Source organism: Burkholderia sp. BCC1993 (assembly GCF_905339865.1).
In the GTDB taxonomy this organism is placed as follows: domain Bacteria; phylum Pseudomonadota; class Gammaproteobacteria; order Burkholderiales; family Burkholderiaceae; genus Burkholderia.
Genome location: NZ_CAJPGZ010000001.1, coordinates 359,075 through 378,630, shown reverse-complemented (window position 1 = coordinate 378,630; position 19,556 = coordinate 359,075). Strand labels below are relative to the sequence as shown.

Here is a 19,556-nt window from a genome sequence, read left to right as displayed (position 1 = left end):
GCGTGCGCCTGTCAGGCGACGCGCCCGATCCGCGTCTTCAGCGCATTCAGCACCTTCAGCACCTTCAGCACCTTCAACGCATTCAGCGCATTCAGCGCATTCAGCGCGTCAGCGTCACGAACAGATAGCCGACATACCCGGCCCCGTTCGCCAGCAGTGCCCAGATCGCGAGCCCGCGCGCACGCGCATTGACACGCAGCCACACCGCCGCCGCGAGCGTGATGACCACGCCGGTCAGCACTTCGGGGCGCGGCTCCCACGGCGTCAGCATGATGCCGATCGCCGGCAGCAGCGTGCCCTGGAACACCATCGCGCCGGTGATGTTGCCGAACGCGAGCGTGTCCTTCTTGCGGCGGATCCACAGCACGCTGTTGACCTTTTCCGGCAACTCGGTCGCGATCGGCACGATGATCAGCGACAGCAGCAGCGCGGAAATACCGAGCAGGTGCGACACGCCTTCGACGCCGTGGATGAAGCCCTTCGCCCCGCCGACGAGCAGCGCGACGCCGAGCGCGAGCTGCAGCGCGATGGTCGCGAGGTTGGTCGGCAGCCCGACGCGCGACAGGAACATCGCGTGCGGCGCCTCGGTGCCGTGCCCGGCATCGACGAGCCGGGTCGACGCGCGGAACGTCATCACGACGTACATCACGTAGACGCCGACCAGCATCGCGGCGAGCAGCGCGCGGACCGCCCACACGTGATGCGGGACGAACATCGCGACGGTGGCGAGCGTGAATGCGGCGATGAAGTAGTTCAGGTCGCGCACGAAGCCGGTCCGCTCGGGCGCGATCGTGCCGGTCAGTCCGCGCGAGCGGATCACGGCGAGCGTCATCAGGAAGGTCGTCAGCGTCGCGAGCATCAGCGGCGCACCCAGAATCGCGCCGACGCCGATTTCCTCGTTGACCGCCGCGTTCGACGTGCCGCCCGCGAGCGCGAGCAGCGGCACCATCGTTTCGGGCAGCGCGGTGCCGACGGCGGCGAACAGCGAACCGGTCACGCCTTCGGAAATCTTCAGCCGTTCGCCGAGATGTTCGAGCGCATTCGTGAAGAGTTCGGCCGCGACCAGGATGACGATCAGCATGAACGCCAGTTCGACGAGCATCAAGGTCATGCGGCACCTCCGCAGGCAGGCAAGCGGGCAGTGGCGAAATGCGAGAGGGAAGCCAGGAGGAACATGGGGACTCCGTGGTCGGACGTGGACGAACCATGACGCATCTGCCGACGTCCGACCAGGAACGACGCGATGCGTCGATGGTCTCGCCAGACCGATACGGCCGAATGCGCCACGGCCGCAGGCCGAGTGTGTTGACGCATTCGCTTTCCGGGGATGGAAAGCAGGCTACTCCCCAAAGACGAAGGGCAGTCTAGCCGAGCCGGCCGCTTTCGGCAAGCGTGTGCGGTCATGCCGGTTCATTCGGGACGGTAAGCTGCCTTCTGACGGATGCACATGCAATTCCAGGAAGTAATCGGTGTGCTCGCGCGGCGCCGTCATGCGCGTGTCACGAAGCGCCGGCCGGGAAATACAGCGCGAACGTCGTGCGTCCGTCCCGACTCACGACCTCGACCTTGCCGCGGTGCAGTTCGACGATCGACTTGACGATCGCGAGCCCGAGCCCCGCGTTGCGCGCCGCGCCGTGCCGCGACGAATCGATCCGGTAGAAGCGCTCGAAGATCCGCTCGATCTGTTCGGGCGGAATCGCCACGCCGCGGTTCGTGACTTCGACGACCGCGAAACCGGGCCGGGTCGAGACGGCCAGCTCGATCGTCGACCCGGCTTCCGCGTGTTCGAGCGCGTTCGACGCGAGGTTGCTGACGGCGCGGCGGAACAGCGTCGCGTCCGCGACGACCAGCGCTTCGCCGCGCACGTCGAGCCGCACGCCGGCCTCGTCGGCCAGCGCCTGGAAATACGACGCGAGCCGGCGCAGTTCGTTGCCGGCGTCGAGTTCGGCGGTCTTCAGGTGCTGCCGTGCGTTGTCCGTGCGCGCGAGAAACAGCATGTTCTCGATCATCCGCTGCAACCGTTCGCATTCCTCGATGTTCGAATCGATCAGCGCTTCGTATTCCTCGGTGGTGCGGGCGCGCGACAGCGTGACCTGCGACGAACTGATCACGTTCGCGAGCGGCGTGCGCATGTCGTGCGCGAGGTCAGACGAGAACTGCGACAGCCGCACGAACGCGCGCTCGAGCCGGTCGAGCATCCGGTTGACCGAGGTGGCGAGCTCGCGCAACTCGACCGGGCCGCCGCGCGCGTCGAGACGCGCGTTGAGGTTGTGCGCCTCGATGCGCGACGTCTGCCGGCCGAGGCTCTCGACCGGACGCAGGCCGCGGGACGCGACCGCGTAGCCGAGCGCGCCGACCAGCAGCGCGCCGAGCGCGGCCGCGAGCCAGATGTCGACGCGATAGCTTTCGAGCAGCGACTGGCGATCGGTCGCCGTGCGCGCCAGCGCGACCTGGACGGTTTCGCCCGACGGCAACGTGGCGCGTGCACGCACGCAGCGCGACGGGCCGATGCCGGGCGGCGCGCAGGTGAACGGGCTGGCGGCCGTGCCCGAGGCACCGGCCGGCTGCGGCCGCGCGATCACCGATGCGAGCGTGTGGCCGGCTGCGTCGCTGTGTTCGACGAGCGGGCGGTTCGCGCCGTCGTAGATGCCGAGATAGACGCCCGGATGCGACAGCAGCACTTCATGGAAGACGGCCGGGTCGGCGCGCAGGGCGGCGGTCGAGCCGCTCGCCCGCGCGAGCTGCAGGAACTGGTCGAGCTTGCCGGCGATTTCGATGTCGTCGCGCCGGGTCAATTCGGCGGACAGCGAGCGATACAGGTACGCGCCGGTCAGCGCGAACACGAGCGCGGCCACGGCCGCGAACGCGAGCGTCAGGCGCCGGAGCAGCGAATACGGGGCGGGGCCGCCGGTCACGCGCGCTCCTCGAGCACGTAGCCCATGCCGCGGATCGTGTGGATCAGCTTCTTCTCGTACGCGTTGTCGATTTTCGCGCGCAGGCGCTTGATCGCCGCATCGACGACGTTCGTGTCGCTGTCGAAATTCATGTCCCAGATCTGCGACGTGATGAAGGTGCGGGTCAGCACCTCGCCCTCGCGTTCCGCGAGCAGCTGCAGCAGCGCGAATTCCTGCGCGGTCAGGTCGATGCGGGTGTCGGCGCGCCGCACGCGGCGCTTGATCAGGTCGACTTCGAGATCGGCGATTTGCAGGACCTCGCGGGAATTGCGCGGCACGCGCCGCAGCAGCGAGCGGATGCGGGCGAGGAATTCCGCATACGCGAACGGCTTGAGCAGGTAGTCGTCGGCGCCCAGTTCGAGCCCCGTGACCTTGTCCTCGATCGCCTCCCGGGCCGTCAGCAGCAGCACCGGCGTCTGCTTTTGCGCGCGCAGGCGCCGGAGCACCTCGAAACCGTCCAGTTCCGGCAGCATCACGTCGAGCACGACGAGATCGAAATCCTCGTGCAGCGCGAGGAATAGCCCGTCCTGGCCGTTCTCGGCCACGTCGACCGTGTAGCTCGCCTCCGTCAGCCCCTTGCGGAGGTACGACGCCATCTTGGGTTCGTCTTCGACTATCAGTATCCGCATGGTGGTGCAGGCCGTTGGTGATTCCGGCCGGTTAGTGTAACGCGTGAGCTTACGGGGCCGCGCGTGCGCGAAAGATGACCGGCGGATGACGGAATTGTCATCCGGCGCGCGTGCGATACCGTGCCCACCCTTCATGAAAATCCGGTCATGTTTCGGCCATGTCGTCGTCACGCCGGCGGCGATAAGCTGCGGCCGTCTTGTGTCCGGAGCGCGCCGTCGCGGCGCCGCTCCCGTTCATCCGGTCATTGTCTGCCTGATTCCGCATCCATGTCGTACTGGCGCAAATTCATCCTCGTCGTGCTGCTGGCGCTGTGCGTGCCGATCCAGTCGTTCGCGACCGGGTCGATGCAGTGCGCGGGCACGGTCGCTGCGGTGCCGCATGCGGAGGATCGGGTGAGTGCCGCTGCGCCAGCTGCGTCGCATGCGATGCAGCGCACGCACGGCGAACCGCATCAGCACGACGGTCACGCACGGCATGCGACGCCTTGTTCCGCCTGCGGATCCTGCTGTTTCGGCACGGGCATGGCGGAGGTGCCTGCGGTGTCCGTTACGTCGGACATCGGTATCGCGATCGTCTCTTTCGCGCCTTCGACCGTCGTCGTGTCGTTCCTGACCGGCGGCATCGACAGGCCGCCGCGCCGGATTTCCGTCTAGTCCCTGCCCGCGGCCACCGGCCGCGATCCACAAACGGTGCCGGCGAACGCCCGACGTCCGCCGCACGACTCACGACGAGAAACATCCATGCGATTGATCATTGCGGCGCTGCTTGGCGCGGCGAGCCTCGTGCCGTCGCTCGCGCCCGCGCAAACCGCCTTTCCCGATCCGGCCGATGCGGCCGCGTCGGTGCCGGACGTCACGACGACGTCCGCGTTCGACGGCTACGTGCCGTATCGCGACGACGCCGGCCCGGGCTGGAAGCAACTGAACCGGGACGTGATGGAGCGGCCCGCGAAGGGGGCCACGAAGGGACCCGCGACCGGACACGCGACCGGACACGCGAAGCCCGGAAACCCGGCGGGCGGCGTGGGTCATTCGATGCACGGAGGGGCCGGACAATGACGCGATTTGCGATTTCACCGCGATTCGGCGCGACCATGCTCGCGCTGGCCTTCCTCGCCGGCTGCACGACGTTTTCGAAGGACGGCGGCTTCGACGCCGTGTCGTCCGTCGCATCGGAGCGCATCGGGAAAGACGCCGTCATCGTCAGGACCGATGCCGACCGCGAAGCCGTCGACAAGCGGACGAAGGAATTGCTCGCGAAACCGCTGTCGATGGACGACGCGGTGCAGCTTGCGCTGCTGAACAATCGGGGCCTGCAGGCGTCGTACGCGGAACTCGGGCTGTCGGAGGCCGATCTCGTGCAGGCCGGCCGGCTGCCGAACCCGCGCTTCTCGTTCAGCCGCACGCGGGCCGGCGACGGCGAGCTGAGTCTCGGCCGCACGTTCTCGGCCAACGTGTTCGCGCTGCTGACGCTGCCGCTTGCGACGAACATCGAACGCCGCCGTTTCGAGCAGACCAAGCTCGAGACGGCCGACGCGATGCTGAAGGTCGCGGCCGACGCGCGCCGTGCGTATGTCGAAGCCGTCGCGGCCGAACAGGCCGCGAACTATGCGCAACAGGTGCGCGATGCCGCGAGCGCGGCCGCCGAACTCGCGCAGCGCATGCGGCAGGCCGGCAATTCCAGCCGGCTCGACTACGCACGCGAACAGGCGTTCCATGCGGACGCGGTCGCACAGCAGGCGAAGGCGCAACAGCAGGCCGTGGCCGCGCGCGAGAAGCTCACGCGCGCGATGGGGTTGTGGGGCGAGCGCACGCGGTACACGCTGCCCGAGCGCTTGCCCGACCTGCCGAAGGCGCGCCCCGATCTGCCCGATCTCGAACGCTATGCGATGAGCAACCGCCTCGACATCCAGGCCGCGAAGCTGCAGACGCAGGGCGTCGCGTCGTCGCTCGGGCTCAGCAAGGCGACACGCTTCGTCAACGCGGTCGATCTCGGCTACGTGAACAACTACGAGACCGACAAGGGGCACGAGCACGGCTACGAGATCAGCGTGGAGATTCCGCTGTTCGACTGGGGCGGTGCGAAGGTCGCGCGGGCCGAGGCCGTCTACATGCAATCGGCGAACCGGCTCGCGCAGACGGCCATCGACGCGCGCTCGGAAGTGCGCGAATCGTACGCGGCCTACACGACGCGCTACGACGTCGCGAAACATTATCGCGACGAAGTCGTGCCGCTGCGCCGGACGATCTCGGACGAGCTGCTGCTGCGTTACAACGGGATGCTCTCGAGCGTGTTCGAGCTGCTGGCCGACGCGCGCGAGCAGGTCGGCGCGGTGAACGGCTACATCGATGCACTGAAGGACTACTGGCTCGCCGAAACCGATCTGCAGGCGGCCGTCGGCGGCCGGCTGCCGACTGCGCAGACAACGCGGGCACAGCCAACACAGCCAACACAGCCAACACAGCCAACACAGCCAACACAGCCAACACAGCCAACACAGCCAACACAGCCAACACAGCCAACACAGCCAACACAGCCAACGCCGCGCGCGGACGCTCCCGCCGCATCCACGCCCGCCGCATCCTCGCCCGACGCTGCGCCGCAGCCGGCTTCTTCACCCGTGGCGCAACCGGCGCCCGCAACGCATCCGGAAGGTCATTGACATGGTGTCCCGTCGACAATTTCTCAGCGGCTCGGGCGCCGCGCTGCTCGGTGCGGCGATGGTCAGCAAGGCCGGCGCGGCGTCGCTGCCCGAAGCGCCCACGATGGCGAAGGCCGGCACGCAGCCGCCGCTCGTGCCGCCCAACGGCCGCCCGTACACGCCCGTCGCGACGCTGAACGGCTGGACGCTGCCGTGGCGGATGAAGAACGGCTGGAAGGAGTTCCACCTGACGGCCGAGCCCGTCGTGCGCGAGATGGCGCCCGGGATGAACGCGAACCTGTGGGGCTACAACGGCCAGTCGCCGGGCCCGACGATCGAGGCCGTCGAAGGCGACAAGGTCCGCATCTTCGTGACGAACCGCTTGCCCGAGCACACCACGATCCACTGGCACGGGCTGCGGCTGCCCAACGGGATGGACGGCGTCGGCGGCCTTACGCAGCCGCATATTCCGCCCGGCAAGACTTTCGTCTACGAGTTCCAGCTGGAGGCGCACGGCACGTTCATGTATCACCCGCACGCCGACGAGATGGTGCAGATGGCGATGGGGATGATGGGCATGTTCATCGTGCATCCGAAGGATCGCGCGACGATGCCGGTCGATCGCGACTTCGTCTTTCTGCTCGCCGCGTACGACATCGATCCGGGCAGCTATACGCCGCGCGTGAACGAGATGACGGACTTCAACATGTGGACGTTCAACTCGCGCGTGTTCCCGGGCATCGACCCGCTGCCGGTGCGGGCGGGCGATCGCGTGCGGATTCGTTTCGGCAACCTGACGATGACGAACCATCCGATCCACCTGCACGGCTACAGCTTCGAGGTGGCCGGCACCGACGGCGGCTGGATTCCGCCGGCGGCGCGCTGGCCGGAGGTGACGGCCGACGTCGCGGTCGGCCAGATGCGCGCGATCGAGTTCACCGCCGATCGCCCCGGCGACTGGGCGTTCCATTGCCACAAGTCGCACCACACGATGAATGCGATGGGCCACCAGGTGCCGAACCTGATCGGCGTGCCGCAGAAGGATCTCGCGCAGAAGATCGGCAAGCTCGTGCCCGACTACATGGCGATGGGCAGCACCGGCGGCGCGATGGGCGGCATGGAAATGCCGCTGCCCGACAACACGCTGCCGATGATGACGGGCACCGGCCCGTTCGGGCCGCTGGAGATGGGCGGCATGTTCACGGTCTGCAAGGTGCGGCAGGGGCTCGGCCGCAACGACTATCGCGATCCGGGCTGGTTCCGGCATCCGAAGGGCACCGTCGCTTACGAATACACCGGCGAATTGCCGGACGGTTGAGCGGCATGCGGCATGCGGCGGCCGTGACGATGCGGCCGCCGGTTTTCGTTTCACTCACTCAGGAGCACGCACGATGAAGAAGGAACTGGTTTCGATTGCAACGGGTTGCATGCTGGCGTTTTCCGCCGCGTCGTACGCGGCCGGCGACATGGCCGGCATGGACATGAGCGGCGGCGCGATGCAGGGCGCCGCGAAGCACGAGATGTCGCACGGCGAGATCCGCAAGATCGATACGGGCACGGGCAAGCTGACGATCAAGCACGGTCCGCTGGACAACCTCGGGATGGACGCGATGACGATGGCGTTCAAGGTGAAGGACACGGCGATGCTGTCGCAGGTGAAGGTGGGCGACAAGGTCGACTTCGTCGCCGAGGACGTGAGCGGCGCGCTGACCGTCGTCGAGCTGAAGAAACCGTGATGATGGGCATGACCATGAAGATCACCACGCTCGGGCGGCTGGCCGCCCTCGCCGCGGCCGGCGCGATCGCCGCCGCCGTGCCGGCCGCGGCATTCGCGCACGGCAAGCTGGAAAGTGCCGCACCCGCGACGGGCAGCACGGTCGACACCGCGCCCGACACGTTGCGGCTGACGTTCAACGAAGATCTCGAACCGGCGTTCAGCTCGGTGAAGGTGTCGGACGCGAACGGCAGCGCCGTCGCGCACGAAAAGGCGAAAGTCGACGCGTCGAACCCGCGCGTGATGACCGTCGCGATACCGAAGCTCGCACCCGGCGCGTACACGGTGCAGTGGGTGGCGATGACGGCCGACGCGCATCGCACCAAGGGCACCTATACGTTCAGGGTGAAGGGGTGAACGAGGGCTTCGTCGGCCTCCTGAGGCTCGTGTCGGTGGCGATCCAGAACACCGGATTCGCCGTCGTCGTCGGCGCGCTGCTCGGCAGCCACTGGCTCGCGCGCGGCGAGTCGGCGTGGCAGCACGGTATCGCGCGGCGTCTCGTCGCGACGCTGCGCATCGCGTCCGTCGTGTCGCTGCTCGCGAGCATCACCGCGTTCTGGGCGCACTGCGCGCTGATGAGCGACGTGTCGATGCTGGACGCCGGGCCGGCCGTCCGCTCGATGCTCACCGGCACCGGCTTCGGCCACGCGTGGCTGGCCGGTGCGGTGTTCACGGCGGTCGTCGTGCTGCTGTCATTGCTTCGGCATGCGAACGACATGCGCTTTCCGTTCGCGATGTGGGCCGCGCTCGCGGGCGTCGCACTCGCGCGCAGCAACGGCGGGCATCCGGTCGACGCGGGGCTGTTCAGCGTGCCGGTGTGGGTCGACTGGCTGCATCTGCTGGCGATCAGCGCGTGGGTCGGGCTCGTGTTCGTGACGGCGTTCGCCGTGATGCCGCGTCTTGCCGGCATGCCGGCGAGCGAACGCACGACCGGCGCATCGTTCGTGCAGTCGCTGTCCGATGCGTCGACGTATGCGTTGATCGTGCTGTTCGCGACCGGCGCTTACAACGGCTGGCGCGGTGTCGATACGCCCGCGAATCTGCTCGCGTCGACGTACGGACAGATCCTGCTGTTGAAGCTCGCGCTCGTGCTGATCGCGGCGGCGCTCGGCGGACACAACCGGTTCTTCGAGATGCCGAAGCTGCTGGCCGCGCTGAAGGACCCGGACGCCGCGACGCCGGCCGGCCTGTTGCGCCGGTTCGGCGCGGTGCTGCGGATCGAGGCGGTCGTGCTGGCCGGCGTGCTGATGGTGGCTGCCGTGCTCGTGTCGAGTGCGTTGCCGGGGACGGTTTAGCAGCGCGGCCGGCGGGCGAGGCCGGCATCGGGAAATCGTCGGAACAGGGGACGGGATTCGTCGGGCGATTTCCCGCTTTGCGACCGCGGGCGCGCGGTCGATCGCCATCGCGGAGCGGTGCGGAAAATTACGTTCGTCTGTCTTCAGGTTACTAAAAACTGTCACCGAGCGCCGCTAAGCTTTCGCCACCCTCACAACCGGGATTCCCCTTCATGCGCTCGCCAATCCGCCTGTTTGCCCCGCTATTGCTGCTTCCCACGCTTGCCGCACCGGTCTTCGCCGCCACTGCCGCCCCCGTCAGCCCGAACTGCGGCGGCAGCACGACGCCGATCGCCGACATCCAGGGGCCGGGCGCGCCGTCGCCGCTCGCCGGGCAGAACGTGTCGATCGAAGCGGTCGTCACCGCCGATTTCGGCGGCACGGACGGCTTCGGCGGCTTCTTCGTCCAGCAGGCCGACGCGCAGCGCCGCAACCAGCCGGGCGTGTCCGAAGGCCTGTTCGTCTATGCGCCGAAAGCGCGCGCGAAGGCCGGCGATCTCGTGCACGTGAGCGGCAAGGTCGAGGAAAAATACGGGCAGACGCAGCTGACGCTGTCGGGCGCGATCGCGGTGTGCGCGAACAGCCAGACGGTCACGCCCGCGACGCTCACGCTGCCGGTCGACAACCCGAACGCGTTCGCCGCGTACGAAGGGATGCGCGTGCGCCTGCCGCAGGCGCTCACCGTCACCGACAACTACGAACTCGGCCGCTACGGCAGCGTGATGCTGAGCAACGGCCGCCTGCGCACGCCGACGAGCGTGGTGCCGCCGTCGCAGGCACAGACGCAGATCGATGCGAACGCACGCAACCGGCTGATCCTCGACGACGGCTCGAACAAGCAGAACCCGGCGACCGTGCCGTATCCGGCGCCCGAACTGTCGGCCGCCAACACGCTGCGCTCGGGCTACACCGTGCGCGATGTCGAAGGCGTGCTCGAGGTGCGTTACGGCGCATGGCGCGTGCAGCCGCTGCCCGGCGCGGCCGCGCCGACGTTCGACACGCGTTCGAACCCGCGCGCCAACGCGCCGGCGCGCGATCCGAAATCGAACCTGCGCGTCGCGTCGTTCAACGTCCTCAACTACTTCAACGGCAACGGTCTCGGCGGCGGCTTCGACGATCCGAACAACCGCGGCGCGAAGAGCTACCCGGAATTCCAGCGCCAGGAAGCGAAGATCGTCAGCGCGCTGAAGGCGCTCGACGCCGACGTGATCGGCCTGATGGAAATCCAGAACAACGGCTACGGCGAACTGAGCGCGGTGCGCCAGCTCGCGGCGAAGCTCGGCAGCCACTGGCGCGTGGTCGACCCGGGCACGTCGCGCCTCGGCGGCGACGCGATCACGGTCGCGATGCTCTACGACAGCCGCGCGGTCGAACCCGTCGGCCGCGCGTCGACGCTCGCGATCGACGACAAGAACCGCCAGCCGCTCGCGCAGTCGTTCCGCCGGATCGGCGGCAAGCAGGCGCTGACGATCGCGGTCAACCACCTGAAGTCGAAGAACTGCCCGGACGCGGCGAACGACGATCTCGACCAGGGCGACGGCCAGGGCTGCTGGAACCCGACGCGCACGCGCGCGGCTGCGAAGCTGGCCGACTGGCTGGCCGGCACGCCCACGGGCGTTGCGGGGCAGGGCACGCTGCTGATCGGCGACTTCAACAGCTACACGTACGAAGACCCGATCCGCCTGCTCGAATCGCGCGGCTATCGCAACCTCGTGTCGCGCTGGATCGGCGCGAACGCATACAGCTACGTGTACAACGGCGAAGCCGGCTACCTCGATCACGCGCTCGCGTCGCTGCCGCTCGCGTCGCACGTGAAGGCCGTGCACGAATGGCACATCAACGCGGACGAGCCGCTCGCGCTGCAGTACACGCTCGCGTACAAGTCGGCCGAGCAGCAGAAGACCTTCTACGCGCCGGATGCGTATCGTTCGTCGGACCACGATCCGGTGCTGATCGATATCGCGCTGCCGGGCGGCGGGCGCTGATCGCTGAATCGAGTATCTGAAGTACGGCGCGCGGCGCTGCCGCACGTCGTCGCGTGAGTCGGGGCGGCGGCGCGCAAATCATGCGCAGCCGCCCGCTCACGCGAAGTCTCCGTTTCCCCATGCATCACGTGCCCGATTCGCGATCGCTGCAAGGCGATCCGGAATGCACGGCGCGAATGATCGCTTCTTCGTTGCGAATACCCGCGTATTACGCATCAATGCCGTTCAGCGCATCCGATGGTTTCATTCCGATATCGGGTAAATAATTCCTCCGTGAATCATGTAAATAGTCGGAATCGGTATTTTGTGGATGCTGTTGGGCTTTATTCAACGATTTGCTCTAATCGAATTTTGATAATTAAAATGAAAGAAAAATCCTGTCGATTTGAAGGGTGGTCACTTGAAATGCCAATGTCTGCAAAGGGTTGTGCAGCATACGAGAAAGCTGCGATATTTCGGCCAAAATGAAGCCGGATACGGGTAATCGTGTTTTCTTTCAAATTCCAGACACTGACTGCCGTTCGCATCATAAGAGATTTTTTAATATCGGAATGATCTTTGACAACGCGGCGCAGCACCGCCTATTTTTGTCATGTCGTAAATTTTGGTAATACGAAAGTCGTCGAAACTGCCAGGGGGCGGCGTTCCCGCATCATTCTCCGCCAGCAGTTCGCTGTGTCTGTATCAAGTTCAGTCTCTCGAAGAAGTCGATTCCCCAACCGCCGTCTGCCGACCGTGCAACGCGAGTGGCGGGTATGCCTGCGCGTTTTTCGCCGGCGATGGCGGCCTGTGTGAAGCGGTATCCGACCCAACACAAGGATCGAGGCATGAAACCAGACAGGAGCAGTACCGGCAGCCGCCGCGCACGTCGCGGCCGGCTGGCCGGGCTAGGCGCATTGACCGTCGTGACCATGGTGCTTGCGGGCTGCGGCGGCGACGATTCGTCGTCGGTCGGCGCATCGAGCCTCGCGCAGGCCACCGCCAGCCAGCAGGCCGGCGCGCAACAGGCGGCCGGCAGCCAGACGCCGGCGGCGAACCAGCCTTACGTCGACCCCGTCGCCTATTCGATGAACGCGACCGACGGCCTCGCGGCCGCGCAGGTCTCGGAGAAGGCGGCGGTGATGCATTACCAGTGGCAATCCGGCGGCACGACGGTCAGCTACACGACGACCACCGGCCACCTGACCGCGCAAGACGCGAACGGCAACGCGGAAGCGTCGATGTCGTACGTCGCGTACACGGTGCCGAGCACGAACGGCAAGCCGCGCCCCGTCACGTTCGTCTACAACGGCGGCCCGGGCTCGTCGTCGATCTGGCTGCGGCTCGGCTCGTTCGCGCCGACGCGCGTCGCGACGCCCGACCCGCTGTTCGGCAGCAACTGGCCGAACTATCCGCTCGTCGACAACGCGGAAAGCCTGATCGACACGACCGACCTCGTGTTCATCGACCCGCCGGGTACCGGGCTGTCGGAAGCCGTGCTGCCGAACACCAACCAGAAGTACTGGGGTTCGGATGCGGACGTCAACATCATGCGCGACTTCATCCAGCGCTACCTGAACGTCAACAACCGCGGCACGTCGCCGATCTACCTGTACGGCGAATCGTACGGCACGCCGCGTACCGACATGCTCGCGCTGGCGCTCGAATCGGCCGGCGTGCACCTGACGGGGATCGTGCTGCAGTCGGCGATCCTGAACTACTTCGCCGATGCGGTGGAAGCGGTCGCGATCACGCAGTCGACCGAGGGGCTGCTGCTCGAGACCGATACCGTGGCCGGCTACCTGCCCGGCTATGCGGCGGTCGCGGCGTACTTCAACCAGGTGTCGCCGGCGCCGGTCAATCCCTATCTGTACGCACTGCAGACCGAGTTGTTCACGACGCTGATCTACAACCAGCTGCAGCAGTACTCGCAGTCGTGGGTGCTGAGCCAGCTCGGCATTCCGGACGCGCTCGGCACGCCGGTGTTCCCGAGCGATGCGACGCTGAAGCTGTGGTCGTTGCCGTCGAGCCTCACGCAGCAGGCGCTGCGCGACTACTTCAACGCGAATCCGTTCGGCACGAACCTGGTGCCCGGCACGACGATCGGCCGCTACGACGGACGCGTGTCGTTGCCGAACGCCGACCCGCGGCTGCAAACGGACGGCGATCCGTCGGACATCCTGATCTCGCAGCCGTTCACCAACGCGCTCGCGACGCAGATGCCCGACTACCTCGGCTACTCCGCGCCGAACGCGACCTACCTGCCGCTGAACGACAACATCATCCAGGTGTGGGACTTCTCGCATGACGGCCAGCCGATGCCCGACACGATCCCCGATCTGCTCGGCGCGCTGCAGCTCAATCCGAAGCTCCGGGTGCTCGCGGAGAACGGCCTCCACGATCTGGCGACGCCGTTCTTCAACACCGAGAAGCAACTCGCGCGGCTGCAGACGGTGAAGGGGCTGAACCCGAAGCTGCAGGTGAACTTCTTCCAGGGCGGGCACATGACGTATCTGGATGACGTGGCCCGTCCCCAGATGAAGCGCGACCTGAAGCTCTTCTATCAGGGCCGGCGGATTCCGACCGCGCTGACGCTGCACACGCTGCCGCCGCCGTGGCCGGACGAGAACCCGGCCGGCACGCCGACCGGCGCCTCGCCGGGCGTGACCACCGCGACGACGCTGGCAGCCGCACCGTAAACGACGGACTCCTTGCGAAAAGGAACCCTCTATTCATCCATTGAATGCGAGTGATCATGTCCCTAATCAACTTGATGCGGCGTATGTCCCCGTTGATCGTCCTCGGTGCGGTGATGAGCAGCGCCCACGCATTGCCGCCGCAGGCGGTGGCACCGGTGAAGCTGCCGCGCGGCGGGCACGGCGTCGACGGTCCGTTCTTTCCTTCGACCCGCGTGGCGCCGGTATTGCCGTCGACCGGCGCGACGCTGCAGCAGCAGGCGCAGAAGCGCGTCGACGCCCGGCTCGGCGGCAACACGGTGCTGAGCAACGGCGCGGCGGTGACGAAAGCGCAGGCGCAGAGCGGCGGGCTCGGGTTCGTCGCGAAGCACTTCGACGAGATCGATGCGAAACACACCGGTCGCGTGACGATGAGCGACGTGCGGCAGTTCATCCAGCAGCGGCAGGTGCAGGCGCAGCAGGAACAGCAGGAGTGACGGTGTAGCGAGGTCGCGCGCAGGAGGGCGGCCGGTGTCGGCCGGTGCCGTGGGGGCCGGCCGCTCGACTGCGGCGGCGGCCTGCTTTCAACCTGCCGCGGCGCACGTTCGGCCGCGGCTTTCTTCATCGAAGTTCGGTTCATGCGCGGGCAATGCGAAGCCGCGTCATGCTTCACACGATCGACGCTCAGCCTTCCCGATGCGCGTAGCGCCTCGCCGTCGCCGATGGCAACTCGCCGAACATCGCACGGTAGTCCTGCGCAAAACTGCTCAGGTGCCAGAAGCCCCACTTCGTCGCGGCCGACGTCACGGACCCGCCGAGCCGCAGCTCGCGGCGAACGTGATTCAGCCGGACCGCGCGCAGGTACGCGATCGGATTCAGGTTGAGCGTGTCGTTGAACGCGTACTGCGCGGTACGCCGGCTGATGCCGAGCTGCACGCACAGTTCGGCGATCGACAGCGGGCACGTCGACGCATCCTGCAGCCGCGCCTGCACCGCGTTGACGAGCGACCAGTACTTGGTCGGCCGCGGCGCGAGGGCGTTCGCGTCCGGCGCGGGCATCGTCATCGCTTCTGAAATCGCATACAGCACGGTCCGTTCGAGCAGTTCGATCCGCGCCTGCGTCGTCACGTCCTCGATCGGCGTGCTCTTCGCGGCCGCGGCCATCGTGTGGCGCAGCAGGTCGCGCAGGCGGTCCGCGACCTGGGGCGTCATCGGGATCAGCGGCGCGAAGGTGCGCGCGCGCAGCGACGCGGCGAGCGTGCGCATCGCCTCCGTCGATAGCTTGTCGGGTTCGATCTCGACGTTCACGAGCACGTGCCGGTCGGGCGAATAGAACTCGAACACCGGCTGGCTGGAGAACACGTGGAGGCTGTCGCGCCCGCTCTTCTCGCCGCACATGCGCGCATGGCCTTCGAGTTCCAGCGGGACGGCCACCGCGATGCGGTCCGACGGCACCGCGCCCTGCTGCAGGATCACCTTGTCGAGGTCTTCGACCAGGAGCCGGATGCCGCCGAGCGACACGATGGACGACGAACCATGAAACCGGCCGCCCGAGATCTGCGTGTAGTTGAGATGCCAGCCGTCGAAGATCCGCGCCTGTTCCTCCACGTCGGTGAACGCGCAGAACGCCACCGCGCGTGCGAACGGCGGGGCGCCGGAAAAATCGCTCGGATCGGCGGACGGCGTCATCGGAGTCGGGAAGGGGCGGGCCGGATCGACGCATTGTAGCCGCTGCGCGCGCCGGTCAAAAACCCCGGCGGCCCGATTCCCGGAGAAAACCCTCGCTTGCCGAAATCCGATAGTGAAAAGCCGGCCGGCGCAATACCTTTGGTACGAACGGAACACAACGCATCGCGCCGGCGCCGGGAGCATCCCGCTTCGTTGCCGGACGAACCGAACACGGCTGCCGGCGCGGGTCCGGCGGCACTCTTCTGGAGAGACGTCGATGGAGCTTCCACGTGGCGGGTTCTGGCGGAACTGGGTCGGCAATCAGTCGTGCGTCGCCGCGCACATGGCGTCGCCGACCAGCGAGGCGGAAATCGCCGAACTGGTGCAGGCCGCGACGCGCCAGGGCAAGAACGTCCGATGCTCGGGATCCGGACATTCGTTCACGCCGGTCGTCGCGACGAGCGGCCTGCTGCTGTCGCTGAAGGACTACCAGGGCATCGTCGCGGTCGACGAGCGACGCAAGCGCGTCACGGTGAAGGCCGGCACGCGGATCAATGCGGTCACGCGTCATCTGAAGGACATCGGCTTCTCGCTCGTCAACCAGGGCGACATCGATTCGCAGGCGATTGCCGGTGCACTCGCGACCGGCACGCACGGCACGGGGACGACGCTGAGCAACCTGTCGTCGCAGGTCGTCGGGATGCGGATCGTTCGCCCCGACGGCTCGATCATGGAAGTGAGCGACCAGCAGGACCTCGACCTGCTGCACGCGACCCAGGTGAACCTCGGCCTGTTCGGCGTGGTGTCGGAGCTGACGCTGCAGGTGACCGACGCGTTCTGGCTGCACGACCGCGTGTGGCGCGAGGACTTCGAGGCGCTGATGGAACAGTACGACGACCTCGCGGCGAAGCATCGCCATTTCGGGTTCTTCTGGTGCCCGACGTCCGAAAGCCGTCACCTGTACTGCCTGCCCGATACCGCGAAGGTGTCGAATTCGAAGAAGGACTACGACGTGTGCGAGATCAAGGTGATGGACATCACCGACGAGCGCACGTTCTACGAAGGCGAGCACGAGAAGATCGCGTACAGCGCCGAGGTCTACGCGATTCATTACGTCGCGAACTTCCACGAGCTCGAATACGCCGTGCCCGCCGAACACGGCAAGGAAGCGCTGCGTCGCGTGCGCGAGCTGATCCTCACGAAGCATCGCGACTGCATCTTCCCGGTCGAGTACCGCTTCACGAAGGGCGATCCGGCGTGGATCAGCCCGTTCAATCATCAGGACAGCGTGACGATTTCGTGCTCGGGCGGTCCGAACGGCGTCGACTACTGGCCGTTCCTGAAGGACGTCGACGACATCCTGCGCGACTACGGCTCGCGTCCGCACTGGGGCAAGCTGCACTTCACGAACCGCGACGACGTGGACCGCTGGTTCCCGAAGGCCGAGGCGTTCCGCGAACTGCGCCGCAGCGTGGACCCTGAAGGCTATTTCCTCAACGATCATCTTCGGACGCTGTTCAGCTGAGCGGTCCGAACGAACCAGACTGGAGAACGACTCATGAATGTCAAGATCGACGGGCGCCTGGCCGGCAAGGTCGCCATCGTGAGCGGCGGCGCGGGCGGATGCGGCGCCGCCGCATCGGAACTGTTCGCCGCGCAGGGGGCGAAGGTGGCGATCATCGACCGCGACGGCGCCGCGGCCGACGCGCTCGCGGCGCGGCTGCGCGAGGCCGGCTTGCAGGCGATCGGCCTCGGCGCCGACGTGTCGAAGCAGTCGGACGTGCGGAACGCGGTCGACGCGGCCCGCCAGCAGTACGGCAACACGGACATCCTGTTCAATCACGCGGGCACGCTGATCGTCAAACCGTTCCTCGACATCGAGGAGTCGGAATGGGACTGGCTGATGGGCGTGAACGTGAAGAGCATGTTCCTGATGACGCAGGCCGTGCTGCCGCAGATGCTGGAAAAAGGGCGCGGCAGCATCGTCTGCACGTCGTCGATCTCGGCCGTCTGCGCGACGCCCGGCGAAGTGCTGTATGACGCGACCAAAGGCGCATGCCACATGTTCGCGCGGGCGATCGCCGTCGAATACCGCGATCGCGGCATCCGCTGCAATGCGCTCGCGCCCGGGTTCATCCGCACGCCGCACGGGATGCGCGAACTGAGGGATCTGCAGGCGATGGGCGTCGACGCGACCGAAGCGGCTATCGCAGCGCAGCAAGGCCGGCTGTGCGAGCCGTCGGAAGTGGCGGCGGCCGCACTGTTCCTGGCGTCCGACGAATCGAGCTTCGTCAACGGCACCCACCTGTTCGTCGACAACTGTTTCTCCGCGGTTTAGGCCCCGATATTCGCAAGAAGCCGACGGGCAGGCGCGAGCTCCCCAGGAACGGCAGGTTCTGTCGAAGGTTCCGCAGCGATGCGGACCTTCGATTTTTTTTGCCGGTTCGCCGCGTGATGTGTCCTAGCGGATTGTCGTAATCCTTCTATCTGAACGAATTTGCGTCTGTTGGAATGGCAATGCCGAATCACCGTTCAGCCGGCGTCGCGGGGCGGCATGGTTGTCGACGTCATCGAGCGCCGGTCCGGCGCTCGACTTCGCGGGTCCGGGCAAGTCCGGCCTACCAGGGTCAATCCATCACTCTCTTTTGATCAATCATCATGTTCAATCGCACTACCAGCACCGTCGCCAACGTCGATCCGGAACTCTGGACTGCCATTCAGGACGAGAACCGCCGCCAGGAAGATCACATCGAGCTGATCGCGTCGGAAAACTACACGAGCCCGGCCGTGATGGCCGCACAGGGTTCGCAGCTCACGAACAAGTACGCGGAAGGTTATCCGGGCAAGCGCTACTACGGCGGCTGTGAGTACGTCGACGTGGTCGAGCAGCTGGCGATCGACCGCGTGAAGCAGCTGTTCGGCGCGGAAGCCGCGAACGTGCAGCCGAACTCGGGTTCGCAGGCGAACCAGGGCGTGTTCTTCGCGATGCTCAAGCCGGGCGACACGATCATGGGGCTGAGCCTCGCGCACGGCGGCCACCTGACGCACGGCTCGCCGGTGAACATGTCGGGCAAGTGGTTCAATGTCGTCAGCTACGGCCTGAACGAACAGGAAGACATCGACTACGAAGCGGCCGAGAAGCTGGCTAACGAGCACAAGCCGAAGCTGATCGTCGCGGGCGCATCGGCATTCGCGCTGAAGATCGACTTCGAGCGTCTCGCGAAGATCGCGAAGTCGGTCGGCGCGTACCTGATGGTCGACATGGCGCACTACGCGGGCCTGATCGCAGCGGGCGTGTATCCGAACCCGGTGCCGCACGCGGACTTCGTGACGACGACGACGCACAAGAGCCTGCGCGGCCCGCGCGGCGGCGTGATCCTGATGAAGTCGGAATACGAGAAGCCGATCAACTCGGCAATCTTCCCGGGCATCCAGGGCGGCCCGCTGATGCACGTGATCGCGGCGAAGGCCGTGGCGTTCAAGGAAGCACTGTCGCCGGAGTTCAAGGAATATCAGCAGAAGGTGGTCGAGAACGCACGCGTGCTGGCTGAAACGCTGGTCAAGCGCGGCCTGCGGATCGTGTCGGGGCGTACGGAAAGCCACGTGATGCTGGTGGACCTGCGCGCGAAGAACATCACGGGCAAGGCAGCGGAAGCGGCGCTCGGCGCGGCGCACATCACGGTGAACAAGAACGCGATCCCGAACGATCCGGAAAAGCCGTTCGTGACGAGCGGCATCCGCCTGGGTTCGCCGGCGATGACGACGCGCGGCTTCGGCCCGGCGGAAGCGGAGAAGGTCGGCAACCTGATCGCCGACGTGCTGGAAGCACCGGAAGATGCCGCGACGATCGAACGCGTACGCGGTCTGGTCGCGGAGTTGACGCAGCGTTTCCCGGTCTACGGCTGAGACGCGGCAA

Annotated in this window: 17 protein-coding genes and 1 riboswitch; of the genes, 13 read left to right on the top strand and 4 right to left on the bottom strand. The window is 66.6% G+C overall.

What is annotated here, in order from left to right; all coding sequences use genetic code 11:
- Positions 1–100: 100 nt before the first annotated feature.
- From U4Y91_RS01710 to U4Y91_RS01700, 3 genes are all read right to left on the bottom strand, one after another.
- Complete coding sequence (locus U4Y91_RS01710) at positions 101–1,111, bottom strand: sodium:calcium antiporter (protein WP_321802816.1); 1,011 nt, start codon at positions 1,109–1,111, stop codon at positions 101–103.
- Between the two features lie 73 nt (positions 1,112–1,184).
- Positions 1,185–1,360: riboswitch (yybP-ykoY riboswitch) on the bottom strand.
- A gap of 139 nt (positions 1,361–1,499) precedes the next feature.
- Positions 1,500–2,915: a heavy metal sensor histidine kinase gene (locus U4Y91_RS01705; protein ID WP_321802814.1), complete on the bottom strand. Its 1,416-nt coding sequence runs from the start codon at positions 2,913–2,915 to the stop codon at positions 1,500–1,502.
- On the bottom strand, positions 2,912–3,583 hold the full coding sequence (locus tag U4Y91_RS01700; protein WP_321802812.1) for a heavy metal response regulator transcription factor: 672 nt from the start codon (positions 3,581–3,583) through the stop codon (positions 2,912–2,914). Before U4Y91_RS01700 ends, U4Y91_RS01705 begins: the two co-directional genes overlap by 4 nt.
- A 120-nt stretch (positions 3,584–3,703) precedes the next feature.
- On the opposite strand from U4Y91_RS01700, the gene U4Y91_RS01695 reads away from it, so the two are divergent.
- The 10 genes from U4Y91_RS01695 (at position 3,704) to U4Y91_RS01650 (ending at position 14,469) form a co-directional block, all read left to right on the top strand.
- A complete protein-coding gene (locus tag U4Y91_RS01695; protein ID WP_321802810.1) occupies positions 3,704–4,237 on the top strand; it encodes a hypothetical protein in 534 nt (177 codons plus the stop codon).
- An 87-nt stretch (positions 4,238–4,324) separates the two neighbouring features.
- A complete protein-coding gene (locus tag U4Y91_RS01690; protein WP_321802808.1) occupies positions 4,325–4,642 on the top strand; it encodes a hypothetical protein in 318 nt (105 codons plus the stop codon).
- Positions 4,639–6,246, top strand: coding sequence for a TolC family protein (locus U4Y91_RS01685; RefSeq protein ID WP_321802807.1), 1,608 nt, complete (start codon positions 4,639–4,641; stop codon positions 6,244–6,246). Before U4Y91_RS01690 ends, U4Y91_RS01685 begins: the two co-directional genes overlap by 4 nt.
- A gap of 1 nt (position 6,247) precedes the next feature.
- Positions 6,248–7,543, top strand: a complete 1,296-nt coding sequence (locus tag U4Y91_RS01680) for a multicopper oxidase family protein (protein WP_124487013.1) — start codon at positions 6,248–6,250, stop codon at positions 7,541–7,543.
- A gap of 73 nt (positions 7,544–7,616) precedes the next feature.
- On the top strand, positions 7,617–7,961 hold the full coding sequence (locus U4Y91_RS01675) for a copper-binding protein (RefSeq protein ID WP_321802804.1): 345 nt from the start codon (positions 7,617–7,619) through the stop codon (positions 7,959–7,961).
- A gap of 14 nt (positions 7,962–7,975) precedes the next feature.
- Positions 7,976–8,356, top strand: a complete 381-nt coding sequence (copC, locus tag U4Y91_RS01670; protein WP_321803158.1) for a copper homeostasis periplasmic binding protein CopC — start codon at positions 7,976–7,978, stop codon at positions 8,354–8,356.
- Positions 8,353–9,294, top strand: a complete 942-nt coding sequence (locus U4Y91_RS01665; protein ID WP_321802802.1) for a copper resistance D family protein — start codon at positions 8,353–8,355, stop codon at positions 9,292–9,294. The genes copC and U4Y91_RS01665 overlap by 4 nt, the downstream gene beginning before the upstream one ends.
- A 212-nt stretch (positions 9,295–9,506) precedes the next feature.
- The gene (locus tag U4Y91_RS01660; protein ID WP_321802800.1) at positions 9,507–11,318 is read left to right on the top strand and encodes an ExeM/NucH family extracellular endonuclease; all 1,812 of its coding nucleotides are present in this window, start codon (positions 9,507–9,509) and stop codon (positions 11,316–11,318) included.
- A gap of 827 nt (positions 11,319–12,145) precedes the next feature.
- Entirely contained in the window at positions 12,146–13,996 is a 1,851-nt protein-coding gene (locus U4Y91_RS01655; RefSeq protein WP_321802799.1) for a S10 family serine carboxypeptidase-like protein, read from the top strand.
- 44 nt (positions 13,997–14,040) lie between these two features.
- Positions 14,041–14,469, top strand: coding sequence for a hypothetical protein (locus U4Y91_RS01650; RefSeq protein ID WP_044848324.1), 429 nt, complete (start codon positions 14,041–14,043; stop codon positions 14,467–14,469).
- 187 nt (positions 14,470–14,656) lie between these two features.
- Here the strand turns inward: U4Y91_RS01650 and U4Y91_RS01645 are convergent, their stop codons facing one another.
- Positions 14,657–15,661, bottom strand: a complete 1,005-nt coding sequence (locus U4Y91_RS01645) for a helix-turn-helix domain-containing protein (protein WP_321802797.1) — start codon at positions 15,659–15,661, stop codon at positions 14,657–14,659.
- A gap of 256 nt (positions 15,662–15,917) precedes the next feature.
- Here U4Y91_RS01645 and U4Y91_RS01640 point away from each other — a divergent pair, with 256 nt between their 5' ends.
- From U4Y91_RS01640 to glyA, 3 genes are all read left to right on the top strand, one after another.
- Complete coding sequence (locus U4Y91_RS01640) at positions 15,918–17,165, top strand: D-arabinono-1,4-lactone oxidase (RefSeq protein ID WP_321802795.1); 1,248 nt, start codon at positions 15,918–15,920, stop codon at positions 17,163–17,165.
- A 33-nt stretch (positions 17,166–17,198) separates the two neighbouring features.
- Positions 17,199–17,978, top strand: coding sequence for an SDR family oxidoreductase (locus U4Y91_RS01635; RefSeq protein WP_321802793.1), 780 nt, complete (start codon positions 17,199–17,201; stop codon positions 17,976–17,978).
- Positions 17,979–18,298: 320 nt separating this feature from the next.
- Positions 18,299–19,546 (top strand): serine hydroxymethyltransferase, encoded by a 1,248-nt coding sequence (gene glyA, locus U4Y91_RS01630; RefSeq protein WP_321802791.1) that lies wholly within the window; start codon positions 18,299–18,301, stop codon positions 19,544–19,546.
- Positions 19,547–19,556: the final 10 nt, after the last annotated feature.